The sequence below is a fragment of the Bifidobacterium saguini DSM 23967 genome (assembly GCF_000741715.1).
GTDB classification, from domain to species: domain Bacteria; phylum Actinomycetota; class Actinomycetes; order Actinomycetales; family Bifidobacteriaceae; genus Bifidobacterium; species Bifidobacterium saguini.
In genome coordinates, this window is record NZ_JGZN01000008.1 from 36,958 (window position 1) to 56,871 (window position 19,914).

The following is a 19,914-nucleotide window of genomic DNA, read 5'->3' on the forward strand; positions in this document are numbered from 1 at the left end:
CTGTGTTAGGCAATCGTTGCCAATTCTTCACGAGAGGGGCAGGTAGCCGGACCACGACGGGTCACGGAAATCGCCGCAGCGATATTGGCGGTTCGAACTGCATCATGCAACGAGGCGCCACGAATCAGTTCTGCACTCATCACGCCTACATGGCAGTCACCGGCACCATTGGTATCCACGGCGTGCACATGGTAGGAGGGAATCAGTTCAGCTTGTGCCCCAGGCTCAGCACACAGCCAAGCACCTGATGCGCCAGCACGGAGAATAACCGGTGCTTGAACGGCCGTGCTTAACGAGGCACAGGTGTTACCGGTATCTTCCAAGGAAGAACCGGATATGCCCAATCGACGAGCCAATGCAAGAGCTTCCTCATAATTGCACGACCAAATAGGCTTGTGCGCAATGATTGCGGACAGTAAACGATCTTCCGCGCCAGCCGTTACCGAAGACGGATCAAACACCGTAGTGAATTCGTGAGATTCATATCGCGTGAGGAACGCGTACAAGCCGCGGGCAGTGGGATGAGCAAACGTGTAGCCATTGATATGTACGATATCGTCGTTCGCGGGCTCGATTGCTTCGAAGCAATGTTCATTGCCTTGGGTTTCCGCACCACGCACAGTGACGAATGTTCGTTCAGCCCTGGCGTCGGTCATAGCCATGCAGATACCGGAATCGCGGGAGAAATCGGTGAGACCGATATGTTCTATGCCGTCGGAAGCCAGTGCGTCACGAATCTGCGTGGCCCACGGACCGGTGCCGATAATGCCGCCGTGCGCAGCATTCACGCCCATTTGACGTACCGCGTGCAGAATATTGAAACTGGAGCCTACACGAGCCACGGCTTCATCGGCGAAGGCGTCGCCACCCGGCTCGGGCACGCGGTCGATGCGCATGGTCAGGTCAACTAGCATTTGCCCTAAAGAAATGACTCTGCTCATCGTTCATCGCTCCTGGAGATGGCAAGCAATTGCTTTGCTGTCTGTCTCATATCGATGTGGTTGATTTCCTGAACCTTACGAACCATTTCTGCGGGGAATCCTTCAGCACCGTGAACCGCGCCGAGCATTGCGCCTACCATAGCGCCAATGGTATCGGTGTCGCCGCCAACATTGGCGGCCACACATAATGCGTCAAACGGGCGTTGCACATACCGCGTGGCGATAGCGAAGGCCGCGGGCACGGATTCATTCGCTTCCACACTGGTACCGACAAGCGCACGAAGCTGGTCGCCGAACATGTCATGGTCGTAGATATCACCGGATTGCGAATCCGCATGCTCATGAGCCCAAGCGATAGCCCAACGCGTACGTGCGATAACCGATGCTTTAGGCGACCAATGCCCCACTTCCATGCCCTCAAAACGATTCATGGCAAGGTAAGCGGTCACATAATTCAGTGCCATCATCATGGCTTCACCGGCTTCAGCGCCTTCCAAACCATAACTCACCGTTGCCGCGATCAGCATGGTGGATTCAATGCCTTGCATGGTGTTATGGGTCACGATGGAGGAACGACGTGCGGTATCCGCTAAATGAGTGTCCGGACGGTTGGCGATGCCGATAGGGCAGGCTCTCATGGCACCGCCATTGGTAGTGCCATGAATGCCCGTAAGATTCACATCCACGCCGGCCTTGAATTGTTCCAATGCGGACTTGGTGGAAGGCCCGAGCAAATCAAGCGAATCTTTGGCCTTCATGTCATCTTCCCAGTTGAGCAATGATTGCGCATACTGATGGATGTCCAATTCACCTGCTCCGGCAATCAGCTGATTCGCTAGGACGAGCGCCTGTTCAGTATCGTCGGTAATTGAGCCGGCTTTCATATTAGGTGCTATTGGCTGTTTTGGCGAAGCATTCACAAAGTCTCGTATAGGCTTTGCTCCATATTCAGCACGTATCTGATCTGCTGACATGCTTTGCGTAGGCATGCCGAGCGCATCGCCAATGGCCAACCCAATCAACGCGCCATAAGCGCGCTCCTCCAACATAGTGTTGTTCATGATTCCTACTGTAGCTGTGACTCAATCCATTGGGCCACGCCATCGTCATTGTTTGCAGGGCAGACTTCATCCGCGATTGCAAGGACCTTTTGATTGGCATTGGATACAGCCACTCCCCTGCCCGCAGCACGCATCATATCAATGTCGATAAGATCATCGCCAAAGGCGACGGTCTGCTCCAACGGTACACCCAGACGCTCGCATACGATATTCATTGCATGCTGTTTATTAGCGTTGGGATTCATCAGCATCCACATCACGCCTTCGGAAATCGATACGTCGAAATCATCCGGAATCAGTGATTCCAGTTCATCCCATTGATTGCCTTCTGGGAAGATCGTGATCTTATCCGCAGTCCCCTGAGGTACCGGAATTGGATGATTGGCATCAGGCTCGAGTATGTGAACGCTGTGCTCATTGCCGGAGGCATCTGTGCTGACTTGGAAGTTGGTGTATTGGAAGGACTGGGTTTTCCAATACTGGCGAACATCGAAATTCGTGTAACGTACATCGTTCATCACAATGCCCAGCTTCAATCTAGGTATATGCTTCAAAAGCTGTTGGCAAACCTCACAGGCACGCTTGGAGGAGAATCCGATTTTGATGAGATCTGGATTGCCTTCGGTTGAATCCTTAGTCAATGTTTCGAAATTCGAATGTGCGGGATCAAAGTCGATAAGTGCACCATTGAGGTAAATGACTGCATCAACTGGGAGTATCTGTGCGAATCGCAGTCCAGTGCTCACCGGCCGTGCGGTAGCAACGGCGAACTTATAGCCGGCATCATGGGCACGATTGATGACATCGATGCTGTGCTGGGTGATGTTTCGGTTTTCGAATACTTCCGCATCGTGCAGCAAGGTGCCATCAAGATCGGCAACCAGTAGTTGTGGCTTGTCGGTCAGCGTGTTGGTCACAGCAGCCCCTTGCAATGCTCGCGTACAAGTTCGGCGGAATGATGCAGCTTTTCGCGTTCTTCGTCGTTGAGTTCCAGTTCTACGATTTCGTTGGCGCCATTGGCCCTGAGCTCAGTGGGAACGCCGAGGAACACGTCATGCTCACCGTACTCGCCGTCCAGCAATGTGGAAACCGGTACAATACGGCGTTCATCCCACAAAATTGTCTGCACAATGCCGGCTACGGTGGAGGCAATGCCATAGTTCGTACCATGCTTTGCCGCGACAATCTCATTGCCGCGCGTGCGGGTCTTCTCTTCAATCTCGGCTGTGGATACGGAAGAGAATCGATCTTGATTGTCTGCAAGGAATCGGCCGAACGGCTTACCTCCAAGCGATACAGTGGACCATGCAGTGAACTGCGAATTGCCATGTTCGCCCATAACAAATCCGCCCACGTTACGAGGATCCAGACCGGTCTCCTCACCAATAATGGTTTTCAGACGAGAAGTATCCAGCGCAGTACCAGTTCCTAGCACCTGAGTACGTGGCAGCCCTGAACGCTTCCAGGCATACCAAGCCATCACATCAACAGGATTGGAAACCATGACAATGACGCCATTGAAGCCGGAAGCCATCACATGGTCTACAACATCGCCAACCAATCCCACAGTAAAACCGAGTTCCGCCATGCGGGTGGAGTTTGCCGGGGGTTTACGGCCCACGGTGATAACCACAATGTCTGCGTCCTTGCATTCGGAATAATCTCCGGCATGCACCTTGACATGGCGATCCTGGAATTCGCTGCCATCGTCGAGATCATGTGCTTCAGCGATGGCCTTTTCAGTGAAATGATCGATCAACACCAGCTCATTGCACAAACCGTGCGTGACGATGGCATATGCGGCGGTCGATCCCACCTGACCCGTGCCGACGATAACGACTTTGTTGCGGTTCATTGTAACCATAGTGATCTCCCCTATATGTGAACGACATTGGCAGACATGCTGCTGTTTATTGCTTAGCGCTCATCGAGCTCAATGAAACGAATACGACCCATGACCGAACATACGGTCATGGGTCGTAGGAAGCATATGCGGAGCTCAGCCGAGGTTGAACTTAGTCATCATGTCAAGGCCGATAATCAGGGCAACCCAAATCAGGGCGATGATAACGGTCCAACGGTTCAGGTTCTTCTCAGCCACACCAGAGGTGCCAGCATTCTGAGTCAAGCCGCCACCGAACATGTCGGAAAGGCCACCGCCCTTGCCCTTATGCATAAGGATGAGCAGGGTCAGCAAGCAGCTGAGCACGACGACAATGACTTCGAGCGTGATCTTAAGAGCGGTCACAGGGTACCTCCGGTTTGAAATTACTGATGAACAGCATAGCGCACATACGGGAAAACCGTGGCATTATGCTCGAGAAAGTGTGGTTTTTAATGCCAAACGTGCAATTTTAGCGAGTTCTTCAGCATCCAGTGAAGCTCCGCCAATCAGGAATCCATCCACATCGGGCTGGGAAATCAATTCGGCAGCGTTCTTTGAAGTCACCGAACCACCATAAAGAATACGAACGGTATCAGCCACTGTACGGTCAAAGGTGGCTGCAAGATCGTCACGGATGGCATGGGCGGCTTCCTGCGCGGTCTGAGGAGTTGCCACCATGCCAGTGCCGATAGCCCAAACCGGCTCATATGCCACGATAAGTTTGGCTGCTTCCTCGGTATTGAGGTCTCGTGTGACGTCATGAACCTGGCCGACTGCGAAGTCCAGTTCAATGCCCTGGCGACGCTCCTCAAAGCTTTCGCCTACGCATAGAATCGGCTGCATGCCCGCGGCAAGCACTGCTCTGACCTGATCGACGATATTCGCATCATCCTCTGGATGATATTTGCGACGTTCCGAATGGCCGACAATCACATATGCGCAGCCGAGGCTTGCAATCATATCTGCGGAAACATCGCCGGTGAATGCGCCCTGCGTGGTGACGGACACGGATTGAGCGCCATAATTGATGTGCATCTTATCCGCTTCCACCAGCACTTGCACGCTGCGCAATGATGTGAATGAGGGGAATAAAGCGACTTCACAACGTTTGAAATCAAAGTGAGCATCTCGTAGCAGCCATACCAGTTTTTGTACAAAATATGTGGCCTCAAGATGATTGAAGTTCATCTTCCAGTTGCCGGCTACCAACGGAGTGCGCTTTGATGCCATACTTATCCTTTCCTCCCCGTAAACATAATAGGCTCCCCTCGATTGAAGGGAGCCTATCTAAGCCATAAATGGCTACTACTCCAGAACCTTCAGGCCCGGCAGCTCCTTGCCCTCAAGGAACTCGAGGGAAGCGCCACCACCGGTGGAGATGTGGGAGAAGCCGTCCTCCGGGAAGCCGAGGTTACGCACTGCAGAAGCGGAATCACCACCACCAACGATGGTGAATGCGCCAGCTGCGGTAGCGTCAACGAGGCCCTGAGCCACAGCCTTGGTGCCGGCTGCGAACTCCGGAATCTCGAACACGCCCATCGGGCCGTTCCACACGACGGTCTTGGAGTCGACGATCTTGTCGTGGAAGAGCTTCTGGGACTCCGGGCCGATGTCCAGACCCATCTTGTCGGCCGGGATGGCATCAGCGGCGACGGTCTCCGGAGCAACCGGGGTATCGCCAGCCGGGAAGCCCGGGTTCACAACGATATCAGTCGGCAGAACGAGCTCAACGCCGTTCTTTTCAGCGGTCTCGATGTAGCCCTTGACCTTGTCCAGCTGATCCTCTTCCAGCAGGGAGGTGCCGACCTCGTAGCCCTTGGCCTTGAGGAAGGTGAACACCATACCACCGCCGATGACCAGACGGTTGGCCTTGTCGAGCAGGTTCTCGATCACGCCGAGCTTGTCGGAGACCTTGGAACCACCGAGCACCACAGTGAACGGACGCTCCGGGTTCTCGGTAGCCTTGGACAGAGCCTTGACTTCCTTCTCGACCAGCAGACCTGCGGCAGCCGGCAAATCAGCGGCCACATCATAGTCGGAGCCCTGAGCGCGGTGCACAACACCGAAACCATCGGAAACGAAGACCTCGCCGAGAGCAGCGATCTTCTTGGCGTACGGAGCACGCACGGCCGGATCCTTGCTGGTCTCCTCCGGGTTGAAGCGAACGTTCTCGAGCAGCACAACGTCACCGTCGGTCATGGCGGCAACCTTGGCCTGAGCGTCCTCACCGTAGGTGTCCTTGGCCAGCGGCACGGTGATGCCGAGCAGCTCGCCGAGACGAACAGCGACCGGAGCCAGGCTCAGCTCAGGAACGACCTTGCCTTCGGGCGGCCGAGGTGAGCCATCAGGATGACCTTTGCGCCTTCTTCGCGCAGAGCCTTGATGGTCGGCAGGGCGGCCTTGATACGACCGTCATCGGTGATCGTGGTGCCGTCCAGCGGGACGTTGAAATCAGCACGCATCAAAACGCGCTTGCCCTTGAGATCTCCAAGATCCTTGAGTGTCTTCATGAATATCCTTTCCTTGACGTTCGACGCCAAAGTGGCCAGTTTTGCCAATTTGCATATTACAGGTATTGAAGAACAAAACACCGCATTGCCTCACAAGGCGAATGCGGTGTTGCAAATTCGTTATAGAGCAGTGATGTGCTTTATTTTCCTTCGGCAGCACGCTGCTTTTCGGTCTTCTCTGCAAGCTGCAGCAGACGACGAATACGGCCAGCGATGGCATCCTTGGTAATCTGCGGTTCGGCAATCTTGCCGAGCTCTTCCAAGCTCTTATCGACATGGTCGATACGGAGCTGGCCAGCCTGACGCAGATTCTCCGGAATGTTATCTCCCAGCACTTCGAATGCGTGCTGCACTTTTTCGCTGGCCTCAGCCGCCGCCTTGGCGCTGCGACGCATATTCGCGTCATCGAAGTTCGCCAGGCGATTCGCCTTGCCTCGGGTTTCACCGTCAGAACGCTTGCCAGTCCATTCACGAGCTGAGCGGGAAGCCCCCATCAGCTTCAGCATGCGCTCAATGGCATCCGGATCCTTCAACGTCACACGTTCAGAACTGCGCAATGTACGATGCTTGGCCTGGATACCCAGACGACGAGCAACGCCGCACAGAGCCATAGCCGCTTCTTCAGAAGGGCACGCAATCTCCAGGAAACTCGCTTTACCCGGCTCGGACAGGAAGCCGCGAGCCATAAAAGCGCCTCGCCAAGCGGCCTTGATCTGAGCGATGGAACCATTGACCACTTCAGCGGGAAGACCATGAACCTGCTGCTTACGGCGATCCACCAAACCGGTCTGCAACGCCAGCGCCACGACATTGCGAGTGACCAGCACCACATAGGTTTCCACTGGTCCATTCGGCGTCTGACGGGTCAGATGCTTGACCTCTGCTTCATGCCCGAATACGTTCCTCAGCGTATCGCGCAGCCATTCCGCTGCATCAAGCGAGGTGTATACGGATTGAATCACATATGAGTTCTGCACGGGGCGAAGTCCGCCACCAAAGCGAATCATGGCCGCCGCTTGGGCCTTGATCGCGGCTGGCGAATCACCCTCAAAAGCTGCCAATTCGCTTTTGACATCGTCCAGAAGAGCCAAGATCCAACCTCCTACAGTCTCGTTCTTCCCAATGCTTCAGCCGCTTCGTGCCGTTGCACGCCGGAAGCCATCGGCTTACTGTGATACCTAATCTCGTGGACAAGCGAACCCGTTCGATAGGGTTTTTGGGCTCTGGCTTCTCGCAGTGTGGTCACTCATGATGAGTGATGTTTATGCTGTTCTCTTGCAGAAACGGTGACTTTAAGCCCATGTGCACGCAATCTGCGAGCAAGTTCCTCGCTCATGGCCACCGACCGGTGCTGACCACCGGTGCAGCCGATGGCAATGGTCACAAAATGCTTATCCTCGTGAGCGTACCCTTCGAGCGCAGTCTCAATCGCCTTCTCATACGAGTCAAGGAACTCCGTGGCTCCCTTGCTGGAAAGCACATAATCAGCCACCGGCTTATCATGCCCGGTAAGCTCGCGCAGGCTGGGCACCCAGAATGGATTGGGCAGGAACCTTACATCAGCTACGAAATCAGCATCAATTGGTGTGCCATATTTGAATCCGAAGCTGAAAATATGCACGGCAACGGTAGTCGGCCCTGAACCCAGCATTGTTTCATACAGCTTGGTGGATAGCTGATGAATGCTGAGCGAACTGGTATCGATGACCCAATCCGCACGTTCCTTCAGGTTGCTCAGCAAATGACGTTCTTCAAGAATTCCATCAATCAGCCGGTTGCCATGCTGCAACGGATGCGGACGGCGTACCGACTCGTAACGCTTAATCAACACATCGTTGCTGGCATCAAGGAACAGAATTCGGGTTTTGACGCCAAGATCGTCCAAATGGCTCAATACAGCTGCCAAATCGTCAAAATAGCTGCGGGAACGTACATCGATAACCGCTGCAAGCCTATGGATACTGCTATCCGAACCGGAAGTCATCATATCAACCAGAGGTACCAGCAGTTTCGGTGGAAGATTATCCACCACATACCAGCCCATATCCTCTACGGTTCCGGCTGCGCGGGAACGGCCCGCACCTGACATGCCGGTGATGAGCAGCACTTCAAACGCATCAGCTGGATTAGGCTGATTGTCTGCGCTTGCAGCGTTTACGGCCACAGTCTGATCAGAAGCGTGATTTGGTATGTGTTGTTCCATCACAATGCCTCCTCGAGTGCGTTACGCATGGCGATTTCCAGTTGATCGTCTTCAGTGGTGGTGTCTTGAAGTCGCTTGTCTGCATCGCTTGGCGGATCATTATCCCAGATGCCGGTCATCAGCAATACTTGTACCAGCGCCTGATAGAGCAACATTTCCTCGCCGCCAATAGCGTTGCCTCCACGCAAACGCCATGCAGTCATGAGTTGCGTGGGGCGAGGATCATATACAACATCCAGCAGAAGGCCATGTAACGCTATTGTCTGAACCTCATTGAGCTCAGAGGCAATACCATCCGCAGCGTGACCGGGAATCGTATTAATCACATATGTAGACTCTTGAGCGACTGCGAGCAGAGCTTCTTTATCCGCAAGATTGATTTCACTGTACGGTGCAGCTGTGGCGATATATCGCTCAGCCAAAGGTTGTAGTGCTGTGTTTTTCCCAGGATGACGCGCCGCAATGGTCACATGGCCAATTTCCGGCATCATGCTTAATGCTGCCAATGCCGAGGTAGCCGTATTGCCATTGCCGATAATCAGCGCGTTACCAGTTCGATCAGGCTGATGATACAAGCCGAGCTCACGATGGGCATGATCGAATGCCAATTGAATGCCGATAACATCTGTGTTGTATAGCTTGATGCTTGGCTTGCCATGCGGCCATGCCGGGTCATCGGCAACATGTGACCAGTCGAACACTGCGGTATTGGCTACCTTGAGCTCTCTTGCCCAAAGATTTGTCGGCGTACCATACGGCTGGATGGTTTTCTTCAGTGGCATGGTCAGGCTGAGGCCAGCCCAGGATGAATCCAAGGATTTGAGGAAGGCATCGAGATCACCTTCGCCGATTTCATGCTTGTCGTAAAACCAATCGCTTAAGCGTAATGCCTTGTACGCCGCATTATGAAGCACCGGCGAAAGCGAATGCGCGATGGGTTTGCCAAGCACTGCACAACGATGGTTGATCATATCCCCTCCTTCGACTGCACTCCATGCTAGCTGAAGTTATAGGCAGATGTGGTTACATCAAACGAAAATCCCCCTTTGTAGGGGTTGCGGCACTACCTATCGGTAGCTCATTCGTTTGCTGATGCATCTGCATCAGCGATGTGCAATGCTCGGTACAGTGTCTCTGCTTTCGCTTTGCCTATACCATTGACTTTCATGAAATCCTCAACGCTGGCTTCACGCATGGCTTTGACGGAACCGAAATGGTTCAGCAATCGTTTCTGGTAGCTTTCGCCAATACCCGGGATTTCATCCAATGCACTGCGCAAGGCGCCTTTACGTCGTTGTTGACGGTGGTAGGTGATGGCGAATCGGTGGGATTCGTCGCGCACTCGTTGCAATAGGTACATGCCCTCGGATTGGCGTTTCAAGATGATTGGGTAATCGTCGTCTGGAACCCAGACTTCCTCCAAACGCTTAGCCAGACCGCAAACTGCCACATCCGTTACACCGCAATCCTCAAGTGCTTTTGCTGCAGCCATGACCTGTGGCTTGCCGCCATCGACCACCACCAGGTTTGGCTTGTAGGCAAAATGATGGCGATCAGTGTTCTGTTGCACGGTTTCTTCAACCTGGTTATTGCTTTCAGTGCCTGTCTTAGCATTTGGCTTTACCGAAGCTGACGCTGTAGCTGTTTTGATTCGCTGTTCCGCGTCCATACTGTCGCCGGAATCGCCGGCGATATTGCCATGCTTGAATCGGCGGGTCAAGGTTTCATACAACGCCGACAAGTCATCCACTGCGCCCTTGCCGTCCTTGCCTCGAATGGCGAAACGGCGGTATTCGGATTTCTTGGCAATAGCATCCTCAAACACCACCATCGAAGCCACCTGGAAGGCGCCGCCTACGGTGTTGGAAATGTCGTAGCATTCGATACGCAGCGGAGCTTCAGGAAGGAACAGCGCTTTGGCCACATCGTTCATGGCTTGCGTACGAGCGCCCATGTCCGAGATACGGCTGAGCTTGCTGCGCTGCAGTGCCTGATTGGCGTTCTCGTTGGCACGGTCCATCAGCTGTTTTTTATCACCGCGTGAGGCTACGCGAATGCTTACCGCTCCCCCACGCAAGCCGGTCAGCCAATCTTCGAGTTCCGTTTGACGGCTTGGTTCGATGGGCACGATGATTTCGCGTGGTACCGGCGCAATCGGAGCCAGCAAGTCTGCACGTCCGGTGACTTCCTGACGTGTGTTGCGCTCTCGGGTTGCCTTGGCACGGGCGATGGCATCAGTGGCAGTAACGGTTTGCGTAAAGCCAATGGCCTCACGCTGCTCCTGTATGGAGGCAGCTACCCCATTGGGCTGCATGGCTTTTGTATTGTCGCCGGCCGCATCCGAATACACTTGTACAATCAAATCGGCTATCAAATCGCCATCCGCAATGTCTTCGACGCGTTCCACACTCCAATTACGTTCACCGCGGATAGCTCCTGCGCGCACATAGAACGCATGTACAGAGGCTTCCAATTCATCGGTGGCGAAGCCGAATACGTCAGCGTCTACATCCTGATCGAACACGACTGCGTTCTGCTGCACCACGGTTTCGAGCATTTGAATCTGGTCGCGCAAACGCGCGGCTTTCTCGAACTCGAGTTCGGCGCTGGCTTCTTTCATTTCCCGAGTCAGTTGGGCGATATATGAACGGCCGAGACGCCCAGTCATCACACCAACCAATTGTTCGGCAAGCTTGCGATGCTCCGCAGGTGTGATTTTGCCGATGCATGGCGCAGAACATTTTCCAATCGACGCGAACAAACATGGACGACCGGTCAGCTCTGCTTTGTGAAATACGTTAGGCGTGCAGGTTCGTACTGGGAACGTGCGCAGCAGCTTATCCAGGCTATGACGCAGCTCCCAGACTTTCGCATACGGTCCGAAATATCGAGTGTCGCGGCGTTTGCGTGAACGCGTGACCCAAACGCGCGGGATTCGCTCGCCCGTGCTGACCGCCAGATATGGATAAGTTTTATCGTCACGGAATTGCACGTTGAATCGCGGATCGAATTCCTTAATCCACGTATATTCCAACGTTAATGATTCAAGCTCAGTACCCACCACAGTCCATTCAAGACTGCGTGCGGTAAGCACCATCGTCTGTGTGCGCGGATGCAGTAGATACAACGGCTGGAAATAATTAGTCAGGCGGTTGCGCAGATTCTTGGCCTTGCCCACGTAGATGACACGACCCTCACCATCACGCCACTTATAGACGCCTGGTTTCGCCGGAATATCCGAGGTTTTCGGCCTGAACAAATCACGCGAATCACCGAGCAATGGAGCTCCGTTCACATTGACTTGTGCTTCCGCTCCATTGCCAGACGCTGCACTGCTGGTCGTGCTCTCTGCTATCAATGCCGAAGCGGTTTTGCGCCACTCATCCGGACTATGCCGTTCAATATTGTTCGTCATAATTTACAACATTGGTTTAAGGAATTTGCCAGTCCAGGAATCAGCACATTCAGCCACCTGTTCAGGAGTGCCCTGCGTGACGATGGTGCCGCCGCCATCGCCTCCTTCGGGTCCCAAATCAATCAGCCAATCCGCTTCCTTGATTACATCGAGATTATGCTCGATGACAATCACCGTATTGCCCTTATCAACCAGTGATTGCAGCACCTTAAGCAGCTTGTTCACATCCTCGAAGTGCAGACCGGTGGTTGGCTCATCTAGAATGTACACGGTTTTACCGTCCGAACGACGTTGCAGCTCGGTGGCGAGCTTCACACGCTGCGATTCACCGCCGGACAGCGTCGGTGCCGGCTGGCCGAGTCGAATATAGCCGAGACCAACATCCACCAGCGTCTTCAGATAGCGGGAAATACCGGTGTATGCCTTGAAGAAGTCGGCGGCCTCCTCAATGGGCATATCGAGAATGTCGGAAACAGTTTTCCCGTTGTATTTCACTTCAAGGGTTTCTCGGTTATAGCGTTTGCCGTGGCATGTTTCGCATTCCACGTACACGTCCGGCAGGAAGTTCATCTCGATCTTCAACGTGCCGTCACCGTGGCAGGCCTCACATCGGCCACCCTTGACGTTGAAGCTGAATCGGCCCGGCCCATAGCCGCGCACTTGCGCTTCCGGAGTCTTGGCGAAGAGCGTACGAATCTTATCCCATACGCCGGTGTATGTGGCGGGATTGGAGCGCGGCGTGCGACCTATCGGATTCTGATCCACATGAATCACCTTGCGCACCTGATCGACGCCTTCGACTCGCGTATGCTTGCCCGGCACGATGCGAGCACCATTGAGCTTGTCAGCAAGCACCGGATACAAGATCGTGTTCACCAAAGAGGATTTGCCGGAGCCGGAGACGCCGGTGACCACAGTGAAGACACCGAGCGGGAAGCTCACGTTGATGTTCTTCAGGTTGTTCTCACGCGCGCCCACCACCTTGAGCATCTTGGTCTTGTTAACCTTACGCCGATGAGTCGGTACCGCGATTTCGCGGCGATGCGCGATGTAATCGCCAGTGATGGAACGCTTGGCCTCAATCAAATGCTTTGCAGGACCGGAGTAGATGACTTCACCACCATGTTCGCCGGCACCAGGGCCGATATCCACCAACCAGTCAGCTTGACGAATTGTATCCTCATCATGCTCGACCACGATGAGTGTATTGCCAAGATCACGCAAATGATGCAGGGTCTCAATCAGTCGTTCGTTGTCGCGTTGATGCAGACCGATGGACGGCTCGTCAAGCACGTACATGACTCCAACCAGACCGGAGCCGATTTGTGTGGCAAGACGAATACGCTGTGCTTCGCCACCGGAAAGCGTTGCTGCCGCACGAGAAAGTGTCAGATAGTCGAGGCCCACATCATTGAGGAATCCAAGGCGCGCCTTGATCTCCTTCAACACTTCCCCCGCGATGAGTTGTGCCGAACCTTCGAGCTTCAGTCCATTGACCCATTCGAGTTCACGAACCACTGGCATATCACAGACATCGAAAATGGATTTGCCATCCACGGTGACTGCCAATACCTCCGGCTTCAGACGGCGTCCATGACACACCTGACAGGGCACTTCGCGCATGTAGGACTCATAGTATTCGCGCATGGACTGCGAGTCGGTTTCATCGTGGCGACGCATCAACGTGCGCACCACGCCTTCAAAACCGGTGGAGTATTCACGCAGTCGACCCCAACGATTGCGATAAGAGACATCCACCTTGAAATCGTGGCCGTAGAGAATATCGTGCTTCACATCCCCCGGCAGATCCTTCCACGGAGTCTTCATTGAGAAGCCCATCTCACGGGCCAGGCCTTCGAGTACGTGACCGTAATACTGGGAGGTCATCTTCGTGTTGCTCCACGGCTCGATAACACCTTCGGCCAGCGACTTTTCCGGGTCAGAAATCACAAGTTCCGGATCAATCTCCAACTTAAATCCCAGACCCGTGCAAGCCGGGCATGCGCCATACGGCGCGTTGAAGGAGAAGGTGCGCGGCTCAATCTCATCGAGCTCCAACGTATGACCATTCGGGCAGCTGCGATGTTCAGAGAATGGCTGGCGGCGGGCTGGAGAGCCTTCCTCCTCATCCACGAAATCGATGACGATGCTGCCATTCGCAAGCTTCAGTGCGGTTTCCACCGAATCAGTCAAACGCTGACGAATGCCATCCTTGACCACCAAACGATCCACCACCACTTCGATGGTGTGCTTCTTCTGCTTGGCGAGTTTGATGTCATCGGATAGCTGCTTCATTTCGCCGTCGATCAGCGCACGCGCATATCCGTCAGAGCGTAGCAGTTCGAGCATATCCACGAACTCGCCTTTGCGGCCTTTAACCACCGGGGCGAGAATCTGGAATCGCGTACGTTCCGGATAATCCAGCAGCGCATCCACAATCTGTTGTGGAGTTTGCGAAGCCACCGGTTCACCGCATTCTGGGCAGTGCGGTACACCCGTACGCGCAAACAGAAGTCGCAAATAATCATAGATTTCAGTAATCGTGCCCACAGTGGATCGTGGGTTGCGATTCGTGGTTTTTTGATCGATTGAAACGGCTGGGCTCAGGCCTTCGATGAAGTCCACATCAGGCTTATCCATCTGGCCCAGGAACTGGCGTGCGTAAGCGGACAGGGATTCCACATAGCGGCGCTGACCTTCAGCGAACAAAGTATCGAATGCAAGCGAGGATTTACCGGAACCGGACAGTCCGGTGAACACCACCATGCGATTGCGTGGAATCGCCAAATCCACGTTCTTCAGGTTGTGCTCGCGCGCGCCCTGAATCGTGATCTTCAAATCGTTGGGAATGTGGGAGATATCAGCCACCAAGGAACCATCATGTTCGATAAGTGGCGCTTTTTTGATCTCGCGGCTCAGGAATGAGTCGCTGGTCATGACCTTCTCAACGATGACCTCACCGTTCCTGCCTTTGCCGGTTTTCAGTCCCCCAGCTGTGCGCTTTGTGCCAGTCTGCGTTACCGCCACTGCAATCCGCCTTCCCTGTTGAATACGTCCACATATGAGCGTTGTACGCTGCGCTCGTACATTGCAATCTGCCCCAAGAATACCCGAACACGCGACTTCAGTCGAACGCTTGTTCGATGGCGTGTTCAAGGTTCAGGACTGCGGCAAACGTATAGAAAAAGGCCTCGGACAAGATATCCGAGACCTCAGCGAATCATCAGAAATTACGCGCACCGCTTACTCGAGTGCGACGCCCTTCTTCTCTGGAATGAAGAACATCGTGATGAATGCAATGATGTAGATGGATGCGATAGTTGCCAGAGCGAAACCGAAGCCGTGGCCGGTGGCGATGGCTGCGATAACGACCGGGCCGAGACCGCCACCAATGAAACGACCAGTGTTGTACAGGGCGGTTTGTGCGGTGGCACGCAGCTCGGTCGGGAACAGCTCGGAAATCAACGCGCCATAGCCGCCGATCATACCGTTGGCGAACATGCCCATGAAGAAACCACCGACCAGCAGTGCGGTCGGGTCCTTGAGCTGGCTGTAGATGACGACCATGATGCAGCGCCGATCTGGAAGATCCAGAATGCCGGGCGACGGCGAGGTGATCGGCAAGGAATCCGAACACGGAGATGCCGAGCATCATGCCAAGCACAGTGACGGCGGTCCAAATGCCGGTGGAGGTCAGGGACAGGTTCAGTTCGGTGTTGAGATAGCTGGGCAGCCAGGTCATGATGCCGAAGTAGCCGCAGTTCTGCACGGTGCACAGGATGATGATGGCGATGGAGAAGCGCACGCGTTCCGGCGTTGAGAACAGTTGGCGAATCGAGCCATGCTCCTTGGCCGTCTGGCGATGCTTCAAATACAGCGGCGGTTCAGGTACGAACACTCGGATGAAGATGGCCACGATGGCCGGCACGATGCCGATGGCGAACAGGCCACGCCAGCCGAAGGCGGTCAGAATCGGAGCACTCAGCAGGGAAGCCAGCAGTACGCCCACCTGGAAGCCAAGGCCAACGCCGGAAGTGGCCTTAGCGCGGTTCTCGGGGCTGGATGCCTCGGCGGCGATGGCCATACCGATACCGAATTCAGCACCAATGCCCACGCCGGCGAGGAAGCGGAACAATGCCATCAGGAAGAAATTCGGTGCGAACGCGGAGAACAGCGTGAATACACCGAAGAAAATCACTGAATAGGTAAGCACACGAATGCGGCCGTACTTATCCGCAAGACGGCCGAACACCAGACCACCCAAGAATGCGCCGGCCAGCGTGATGGTGGTCAATGTGCTTGCCGTGGTCTTGTCGATGTTGAAGCTGGCCATGATGCCGGACATCGCGAAGCCCAGAATCATCAAATCAAGGCCGTCGAGTGCGTGCCCGACCGCCGAGGAGAATACTGCCAGACCGGCGTAATGCTTCATGCCGCTGGCCTTATCCACCGTTTCCTTATCTGCCATGAACATGGCTATCCCTCCGCTCTTCCCGTTACGGTTCGGCGGAAGATTGTAATAGATAAGGTGAACAGACGGTGAACGAGGTATGTCGAATCGTCTGTTCTGACTTACCGATCCATGCAGCACCGCAGCTGTTCATCAACAGATTTACGCATCAGAATAGGCTAGGCGTATGCATTTGCCGCAATGGGCGAATCAGCTTACGCCCATTATCTGTTGGACCGAATGCAGAAACCTCATGAAAGGTGAGGTTGCGGGATATTTCGACACCGCGTTTCTGTATATCCGGAATCAATGAAGCGCCATCGACTGAACGATCAAGCCATGCATCGGCGAGATTATCTGGCACAAGCACCGGCATGCGGTCATGAACCGTGGCAGGGCCATCCACAGCTTGGCAGGTGAGTATCGTCGCGGTCAACAGCCAAGGAGATTGCCCTTCTCTCCACCACGAAAACAATCCAGCCAAATGCAATATGGCATCATCCGGTGCGTGAAAATAATACGGCCGGCGACCGTGAAATTCGTAGTACCCGGAAGTGGGAATGATCGCTCGCATTGACTTAGCGGAATCCGCGAACGTAGGCTTGCTGCAAGCCGATTCGATGCGAGCGTTGTATGTGGGGTACGACAGTTCTTTACTGCTGCTCCATGTCGGAATCAATGACCAATATGCGTTGGCCAGATGACGCCGCCCATCCTTCCCTTGCGCCACAATGCCAATGCTCTTCTTGGGCGTGATGTTGTACGACGGCTGCGGGAGTTCGGCGGGATTCGAGTCGTCCTTATCCACGCTGAATTGCTCCGCAATCACATCCCAATCCAAGTCAGCCGCAAAACACCTGCACATAGCGTGAAGCATACCATCGCGTAATTCGCGAGTCGGTTCTCGGTCTGTCAGTCCAATCTGTTCGCATCGATGATTCGGTCATCAAGGAACCAGTAGTCGTGCGGGTCGCCACGCAATGCAGTGAATGTCACCGGTTGCACACCTGCTGCGGCTGCCTTGTCGAGCAGATAACGGCGTACGATCCACGGATATTCCAGCACGCCGGACTTGAGTTCGATGATGTTCGTAACGGTCGCGCCGGACACTCCGAAATCCGCGCCGATCTGTTCCGCAGTCAATCCAAGCAAAGCCATATTCTCGCGAAATTCACGTATGGTCGCCGCACGCTGCTCAATAGTCAAAGACATGTCATACTTCCCCCTCTTATCAGTGCAAGATTCGGTATACAACTTACTTTCGAATTATGCGCACAGCAACATACCGGTTTACTGCATGGATAAGAATGAATTATCAGTAGTTGGTCATTTCGAGTTCCGGCCCCATGTCCTCGGTTTGGGTGAAGCCGGTCTCGTGGAAGCCGATATGCCGATAGAAACCTTGCGCGTTGTCGTTGACCCCAGCGACCCAAAGCACGAGCCGGTCGTTACCGATGGCCTGTTTCCCGGCTTCGACCAGCATGCGTCCGACACCCCGCCGATGCCCGTCGGCCAGCACGTATAGCGAGGCCAGCTCCGCCGCCTCGGGACGATCGGCCGGAGGGCGTGGCGTGCACAGCAATTCGGCGAACCCGATCACATGATCGTCGTCAAGCGCCACCAGCACGACCTGATTAGGATCCTTGGCGTGGGCCTCGGTGAGCCTCAACGCTAACTGCGGTGTGATGGCATCCACAATCTCCTGCGGGATATGCCCCTGATTGAGTTCCCGCCATGTACGGGATTGCACCTGCGCCTTCTCCTCGAACCATCGAGGTTCAATCGGAGCGATGCGGATTATCATTCCGTCTCTCTTTCATTTTCATTGTGATTCAAAGGGACAGGATTCTTGGAGGATACTTCATTGGCTTCTCCGTTCGCGCCATTGCCTCCGGATGCCCATACGAGAAAGGCTCCGGCGAAAGAAACAACGATAACGCCGGACACAGCCATAAGTGTGATTGTTTGTCGTAGAATCAACGCGGCGATAACCACGCTCATAGCCGGGTCGATGGAAAACAGCGTACCAACCACACGAGCTGATGTGATGCGTCCGGACAGTGTGTCCATCGTGTAGGGAATCACTACACCTAACGCGGCCGAAGCAGCGATAACGCCCCATTGGGAGGGCGTCGCATGCGTGGCGTGGCCGATAGATATCGGTAACGTGGCGAGAGCGGCCACCGTGACGGACAGGGAGAGCCCGTCCAACCCACTGCCTGACTTGCCGACCTTGTCGGCGAACAATGTATAAAGGCCGAAGCAGAAAGCCGACCCTAGCGCGAACAGGTAGCCAGCCGGGTTGAAGTAGCCGCCCGGTGTGAATGAGATCAATCCAACACCCGCCAGCGCGACTATCGCGCACAAGCCTTCGCGCCAGTGATGCGAACCAGCCAGGGCGACCACGCAGGGGCCGAGGAATTCCAAAGTGACGGCCACACCCATAGGGATGCGGTCGATGGCCGAATACAGGCAAATGTTCATCGCCGCCATCGCCAGCCCATAGACCACGATGCCCAGCCATTCGCCTTTCGACCTGCCGGTCAATTTCGGACGAACCAGAGCAAGCATGACGATTGCCGCAACGAGCATGCGCATTGAACTGACCGGAATCGGTTCCAACGCATCGAACAATGATGCCGACAGTGAAGACGAAGTCTGTATGCCGAGAGAACCGACCATCACCATGCCAGCCGCAGCCACCACGCGGCCACGTTCAGAGCGTAGTATTTGAAGCTTCTGCAATATTCCCCTCCAAGCGTGAATACCCCCACTATCACGCGTCACCAATGATACTATTCAGCTTTCTCATCGCTTCTCGAACCAGCCGGACCAGTCGACTACGGCCTCGATATTATTGCCATCTGGATCGAGAACGAACGCCGAATAGTAGCCAGGATGGTAAGGCCTAGGCCCAGGAGCACCATTGTCACGGCCGCCGGCGGCAAGCGCGGCCTGATAGAACGCTTGCACGGCTTCGCGGTTAGGAGCGAGGAACGCGATATGGGTAACCGGCGAGATCTCCGCATCGTCCATTGGGGAAACATAGAAATCTGAGTGGGATGTGCCGTCGTCCACGCCGAATCCAATTGTCGGCTCGTGGTGCGCCTTGGCGATGTATCCCAGTGGTGCGAGCGCCTTTTCATAGAACGCGATGCTGCGTTCAATATTCTGAACATGTAACGTGATGTGATCCAACATGACTCTTACTGTAAGCGCATTGTGTTTGGTCTGCTTGACTCCTCATCACTATTCTCGGATTTATGCCGAATAATGGCGTTTTGCTACATTCCGACTGATTACCATAGATAGCTAAAGGTATCGTTGCGGAACCAGTTATCGAGGATTTTTCGTAGCGAATCATTATCGGTCATAGGAGACTTGCATGTACGTCGTTCTGGAATCATTCGCATACGACTAAGCGGATTGACGGTTCGTTTTCCTGTCTC

At 54.5% G+C, this 19,914-nt stretch carries 17 protein-coding genes and 1 pseudogene; all 18 read right to left on the reverse strand.

Features of this window, described 5'->3' with window-relative positions; all coding sequences use genetic code 11:
• Positions 1–5: 5 nt before the first annotated feature.
• Positions 6–941 carry a PfkB family carbohydrate kinase gene (locus tag BISA_RS06210; RefSeq protein ID WP_033890864.1) on the reverse strand — a complete coding sequence of 312 codons (936 nt, stop codon included), beginning with the start codon at positions 939–941 and terminating at the stop codon, positions 6–8.
• Positions 938–2,002: an ADP-ribosylglycohydrolase family protein gene (locus tag BISA_RS06215; RefSeq protein WP_033890865.1), complete on the reverse strand. Its 1,065-nt coding sequence runs from the start codon at positions 2,000–2,002 to the stop codon at positions 938–940. Before BISA_RS06215 ends, BISA_RS06210 begins: the two co-directional genes overlap by 4 nt.
• Before the next feature lie 5 nt (positions 2,003–2,007).
• The gene (locus BISA_RS06220; RefSeq protein ID WP_033891176.1) at positions 2,008–2,907 is read right to left on the reverse strand and encodes an HAD family hydrolase; all 900 of its coding nucleotides are present in this window, start codon (positions 2,905–2,907) and stop codon (positions 2,008–2,010) included.
• A gap of 8 nt (positions 2,908–2,915) precedes the next feature.
• Complete coding sequence (locus BISA_RS06225; protein ID WP_033890867.1) at positions 2,916–3,866, reverse strand: L-lactate dehydrogenase; 951 nt, start codon at positions 3,864–3,866, stop codon at positions 2,916–2,918.
• Between the two features lie 135 nt (positions 3,867–4,001).
• The gene (gene secG / locus BISA_RS06230; RefSeq protein WP_033890868.1) at positions 4,002–4,250 is read right to left on the reverse strand and encodes a preprotein translocase subunit SecG; all 249 of its coding nucleotides are present in this window, start codon (positions 4,248–4,250) and stop codon (positions 4,002–4,004) included.
• A gap of 63 nt (positions 4,251–4,313) precedes the next feature.
• The gene (tpiA, locus tag BISA_RS06235) at positions 4,314–5,117 is read right to left on the reverse strand and encodes a triose-phosphate isomerase (RefSeq protein WP_033890869.1); all 804 of its coding nucleotides are present in this window, start codon (positions 5,115–5,117) and stop codon (positions 4,314–4,316) included.
• A gap of 75 nt (positions 5,118–5,192) precedes the next feature.
• Positions 5,193–6,397 (reverse strand): annotated as a pseudogene (locus BISA_RS11965) (phosphoglycerate kinase).
• 140 nt (positions 6,398–6,537) lie between these two features.
• Positions 6,538–7,488, reverse strand: a complete 951-nt coding sequence (whiA, locus tag BISA_RS06245) for a DNA-binding protein WhiA (protein WP_033890870.1) — start codon at positions 7,486–7,488, stop codon at positions 6,538–6,540.
• A 155-nt stretch (positions 7,489–7,643) separates the two neighbouring features.
• A complete protein-coding gene (rapZ, locus tag BISA_RS06250; protein WP_051917376.1) occupies positions 7,644–8,600 on the reverse strand; it encodes an RNase adapter RapZ in 957 nt (318 codons plus the stop codon).
• Positions 8,600–9,571: a shikimate dehydrogenase family protein gene (locus BISA_RS06255; protein ID WP_033890871.1), complete on the reverse strand. Its 972-nt coding sequence runs from the start codon at positions 9,569–9,571 to the stop codon at positions 8,600–8,602. The genes rapZ and BISA_RS06255 overlap by 1 nt, the downstream gene beginning before the upstream one ends.
• 107 nt (positions 9,572–9,678) lie before the next feature.
• Positions 9,679–12,015 carry an excinuclease ABC subunit UvrC gene (gene uvrC / locus BISA_RS06260; protein ID WP_033890872.1) on the reverse strand — a complete coding sequence of 779 codons (2,337 nt, stop codon included), beginning with the start codon at positions 12,013–12,015 and terminating at the stop codon, positions 9,679–9,681.
• 3 nt (positions 12,016–12,018) lie between these two features.
• The gene (gene uvrA / locus BISA_RS06265) at positions 12,019–15,048 is read right to left on the reverse strand and encodes an excinuclease ABC subunit UvrA (protein WP_033891179.1); all 3,030 of its coding nucleotides are present in this window, start codon (positions 15,046–15,048) and stop codon (positions 12,019–12,021) included.
• Between the two features lie 190 nt (positions 15,049–15,238).
• Positions 15,239–16,483: an MFS transporter gene (locus BISA_RS11970; protein ID WP_162178587.1), complete on the reverse strand. Its 1,245-nt coding sequence runs from the start codon at positions 16,481–16,483 to the stop codon at positions 15,239–15,241.
• A gap of 151 nt (positions 16,484–16,634) precedes the next feature.
• The gene (locus BISA_RS06275; protein ID WP_033890873.1) at positions 16,635–17,330 is read right to left on the reverse strand and encodes an SOS response-associated peptidase; all 696 of its coding nucleotides are present in this window, start codon (positions 17,328–17,330) and stop codon (positions 16,635–16,637) included.
• Between the two features lie 47 nt (positions 17,331–17,377).
• Positions 17,378–17,677 carry a DUF2316 family protein gene (locus BISA_RS06280; protein ID WP_033890874.1) on the reverse strand — a complete coding sequence of 100 codons (300 nt, stop codon included), beginning with the start codon at positions 17,675–17,677 and terminating at the stop codon, positions 17,378–17,380.
• 103 nt (positions 17,678–17,780) lie between these two features.
• Positions 17,781–18,269 carry a GNAT family N-acetyltransferase gene (locus BISA_RS06285; RefSeq protein ID WP_033890875.1) on the reverse strand — a complete coding sequence of 163 codons (489 nt, stop codon included), beginning with the start codon at positions 18,267–18,269 and terminating at the stop codon, positions 17,781–17,783.
• Positions 18,266–19,210: an EamA family transporter gene (locus BISA_RS06290; RefSeq protein ID WP_237746104.1), complete on the reverse strand. Its 945-nt coding sequence runs from the start codon at positions 19,208–19,210 to the stop codon at positions 18,266–18,268. The genes BISA_RS06285 and BISA_RS06290 overlap by 4 nt, the downstream gene beginning before the upstream one ends.
• A gap of 63 nt (positions 19,211–19,273) precedes the next feature.
• Complete coding sequence (locus BISA_RS06295) at positions 19,274–19,666, reverse strand: VOC family protein (RefSeq protein WP_033890876.1); 393 nt, start codon at positions 19,664–19,666, stop codon at positions 19,274–19,276.
• Between the last annotated feature and the right edge of the window lie 248 nt (positions 19,667–19,914).

Bases quoted from the DNA above. Each gene is read 5' to 3' on its own strand.
- BISA_RS11970 (WP_162178587.1), bottom strand. From the start codon at position 16,483: ATGGCAGATAAGGAAACGGTGGATAAGGCCAGCGGCATGAAGCATTAC.
- BISA_RS06210 (WP_033890864.1), bottom strand. From the start codon at position 941: ATGAGCAGAGTCATTTCTTTAGGGCAAATGCTAGTTGACCTGACCATG.
- BISA_RS06295 (WP_033890876.1), bottom strand. From the start codon at position 19,666: ATGTTGGATCACATCACGTTACATGTTCAGAATATTGAACGCAGCATC.
- rapZ (WP_051917376.1), bottom strand. From the start codon at position 8,600: ATGGAACAACACATACCAAATCACGCTTCTGATCAGACTGTGGCCGTA.
- uvrC (WP_033890872.1), bottom strand. From the start codon at position 12,015: ATGACGAACAATATTGAACGGCATAGTCCGGATGAGTGGCGCAAAACC.
- BISA_RS06275 (WP_033890873.1), bottom strand. From the start codon at position 17,330: ATGTGCAGGTGTTTTGCGGCTGACTTGGATTGGGATGTGATTGCGGAG.
- BISA_RS06285 (WP_033890875.1), bottom strand. From the start codon at position 18,269: ATGATAATCCGCATCGCTCCGATTGAACCTCGATGGTTCGAGGAGAAG.
- BISA_RS06225 (WP_033890867.1), bottom strand. From the start codon at position 3,866: ATGGTTACAATGAACCGCAACAAAGTCGTTATCGTCGGCACGGGTCAG.
- BISA_RS06280 (WP_033890874.1), bottom strand. From the start codon at position 17,677: ATGTCTTTGACTATTGAGCAGCGTGCGGCGACCATACGTGAATTTCGC.
- BISA_RS06215 (WP_033890865.1), bottom strand. From the start codon at position 2,002: ATGAACAACACTATGTTGGAGGAGCGCGCTTATGGCGCGTTGATTGGG.
- tpiA (WP_033890869.1), bottom strand. From the start codon at position 5,117: ATGGCATCAAAGCGCACTCCGTTGGTAGCCGGCAACTGGAAGATGAAC.
- BISA_RS06255 (WP_033890871.1), bottom strand. From the start codon at position 9,571: ATGATCAACCATCGTTGTGCAGTGCTTGGCAAACCCATCGCGCATTCG.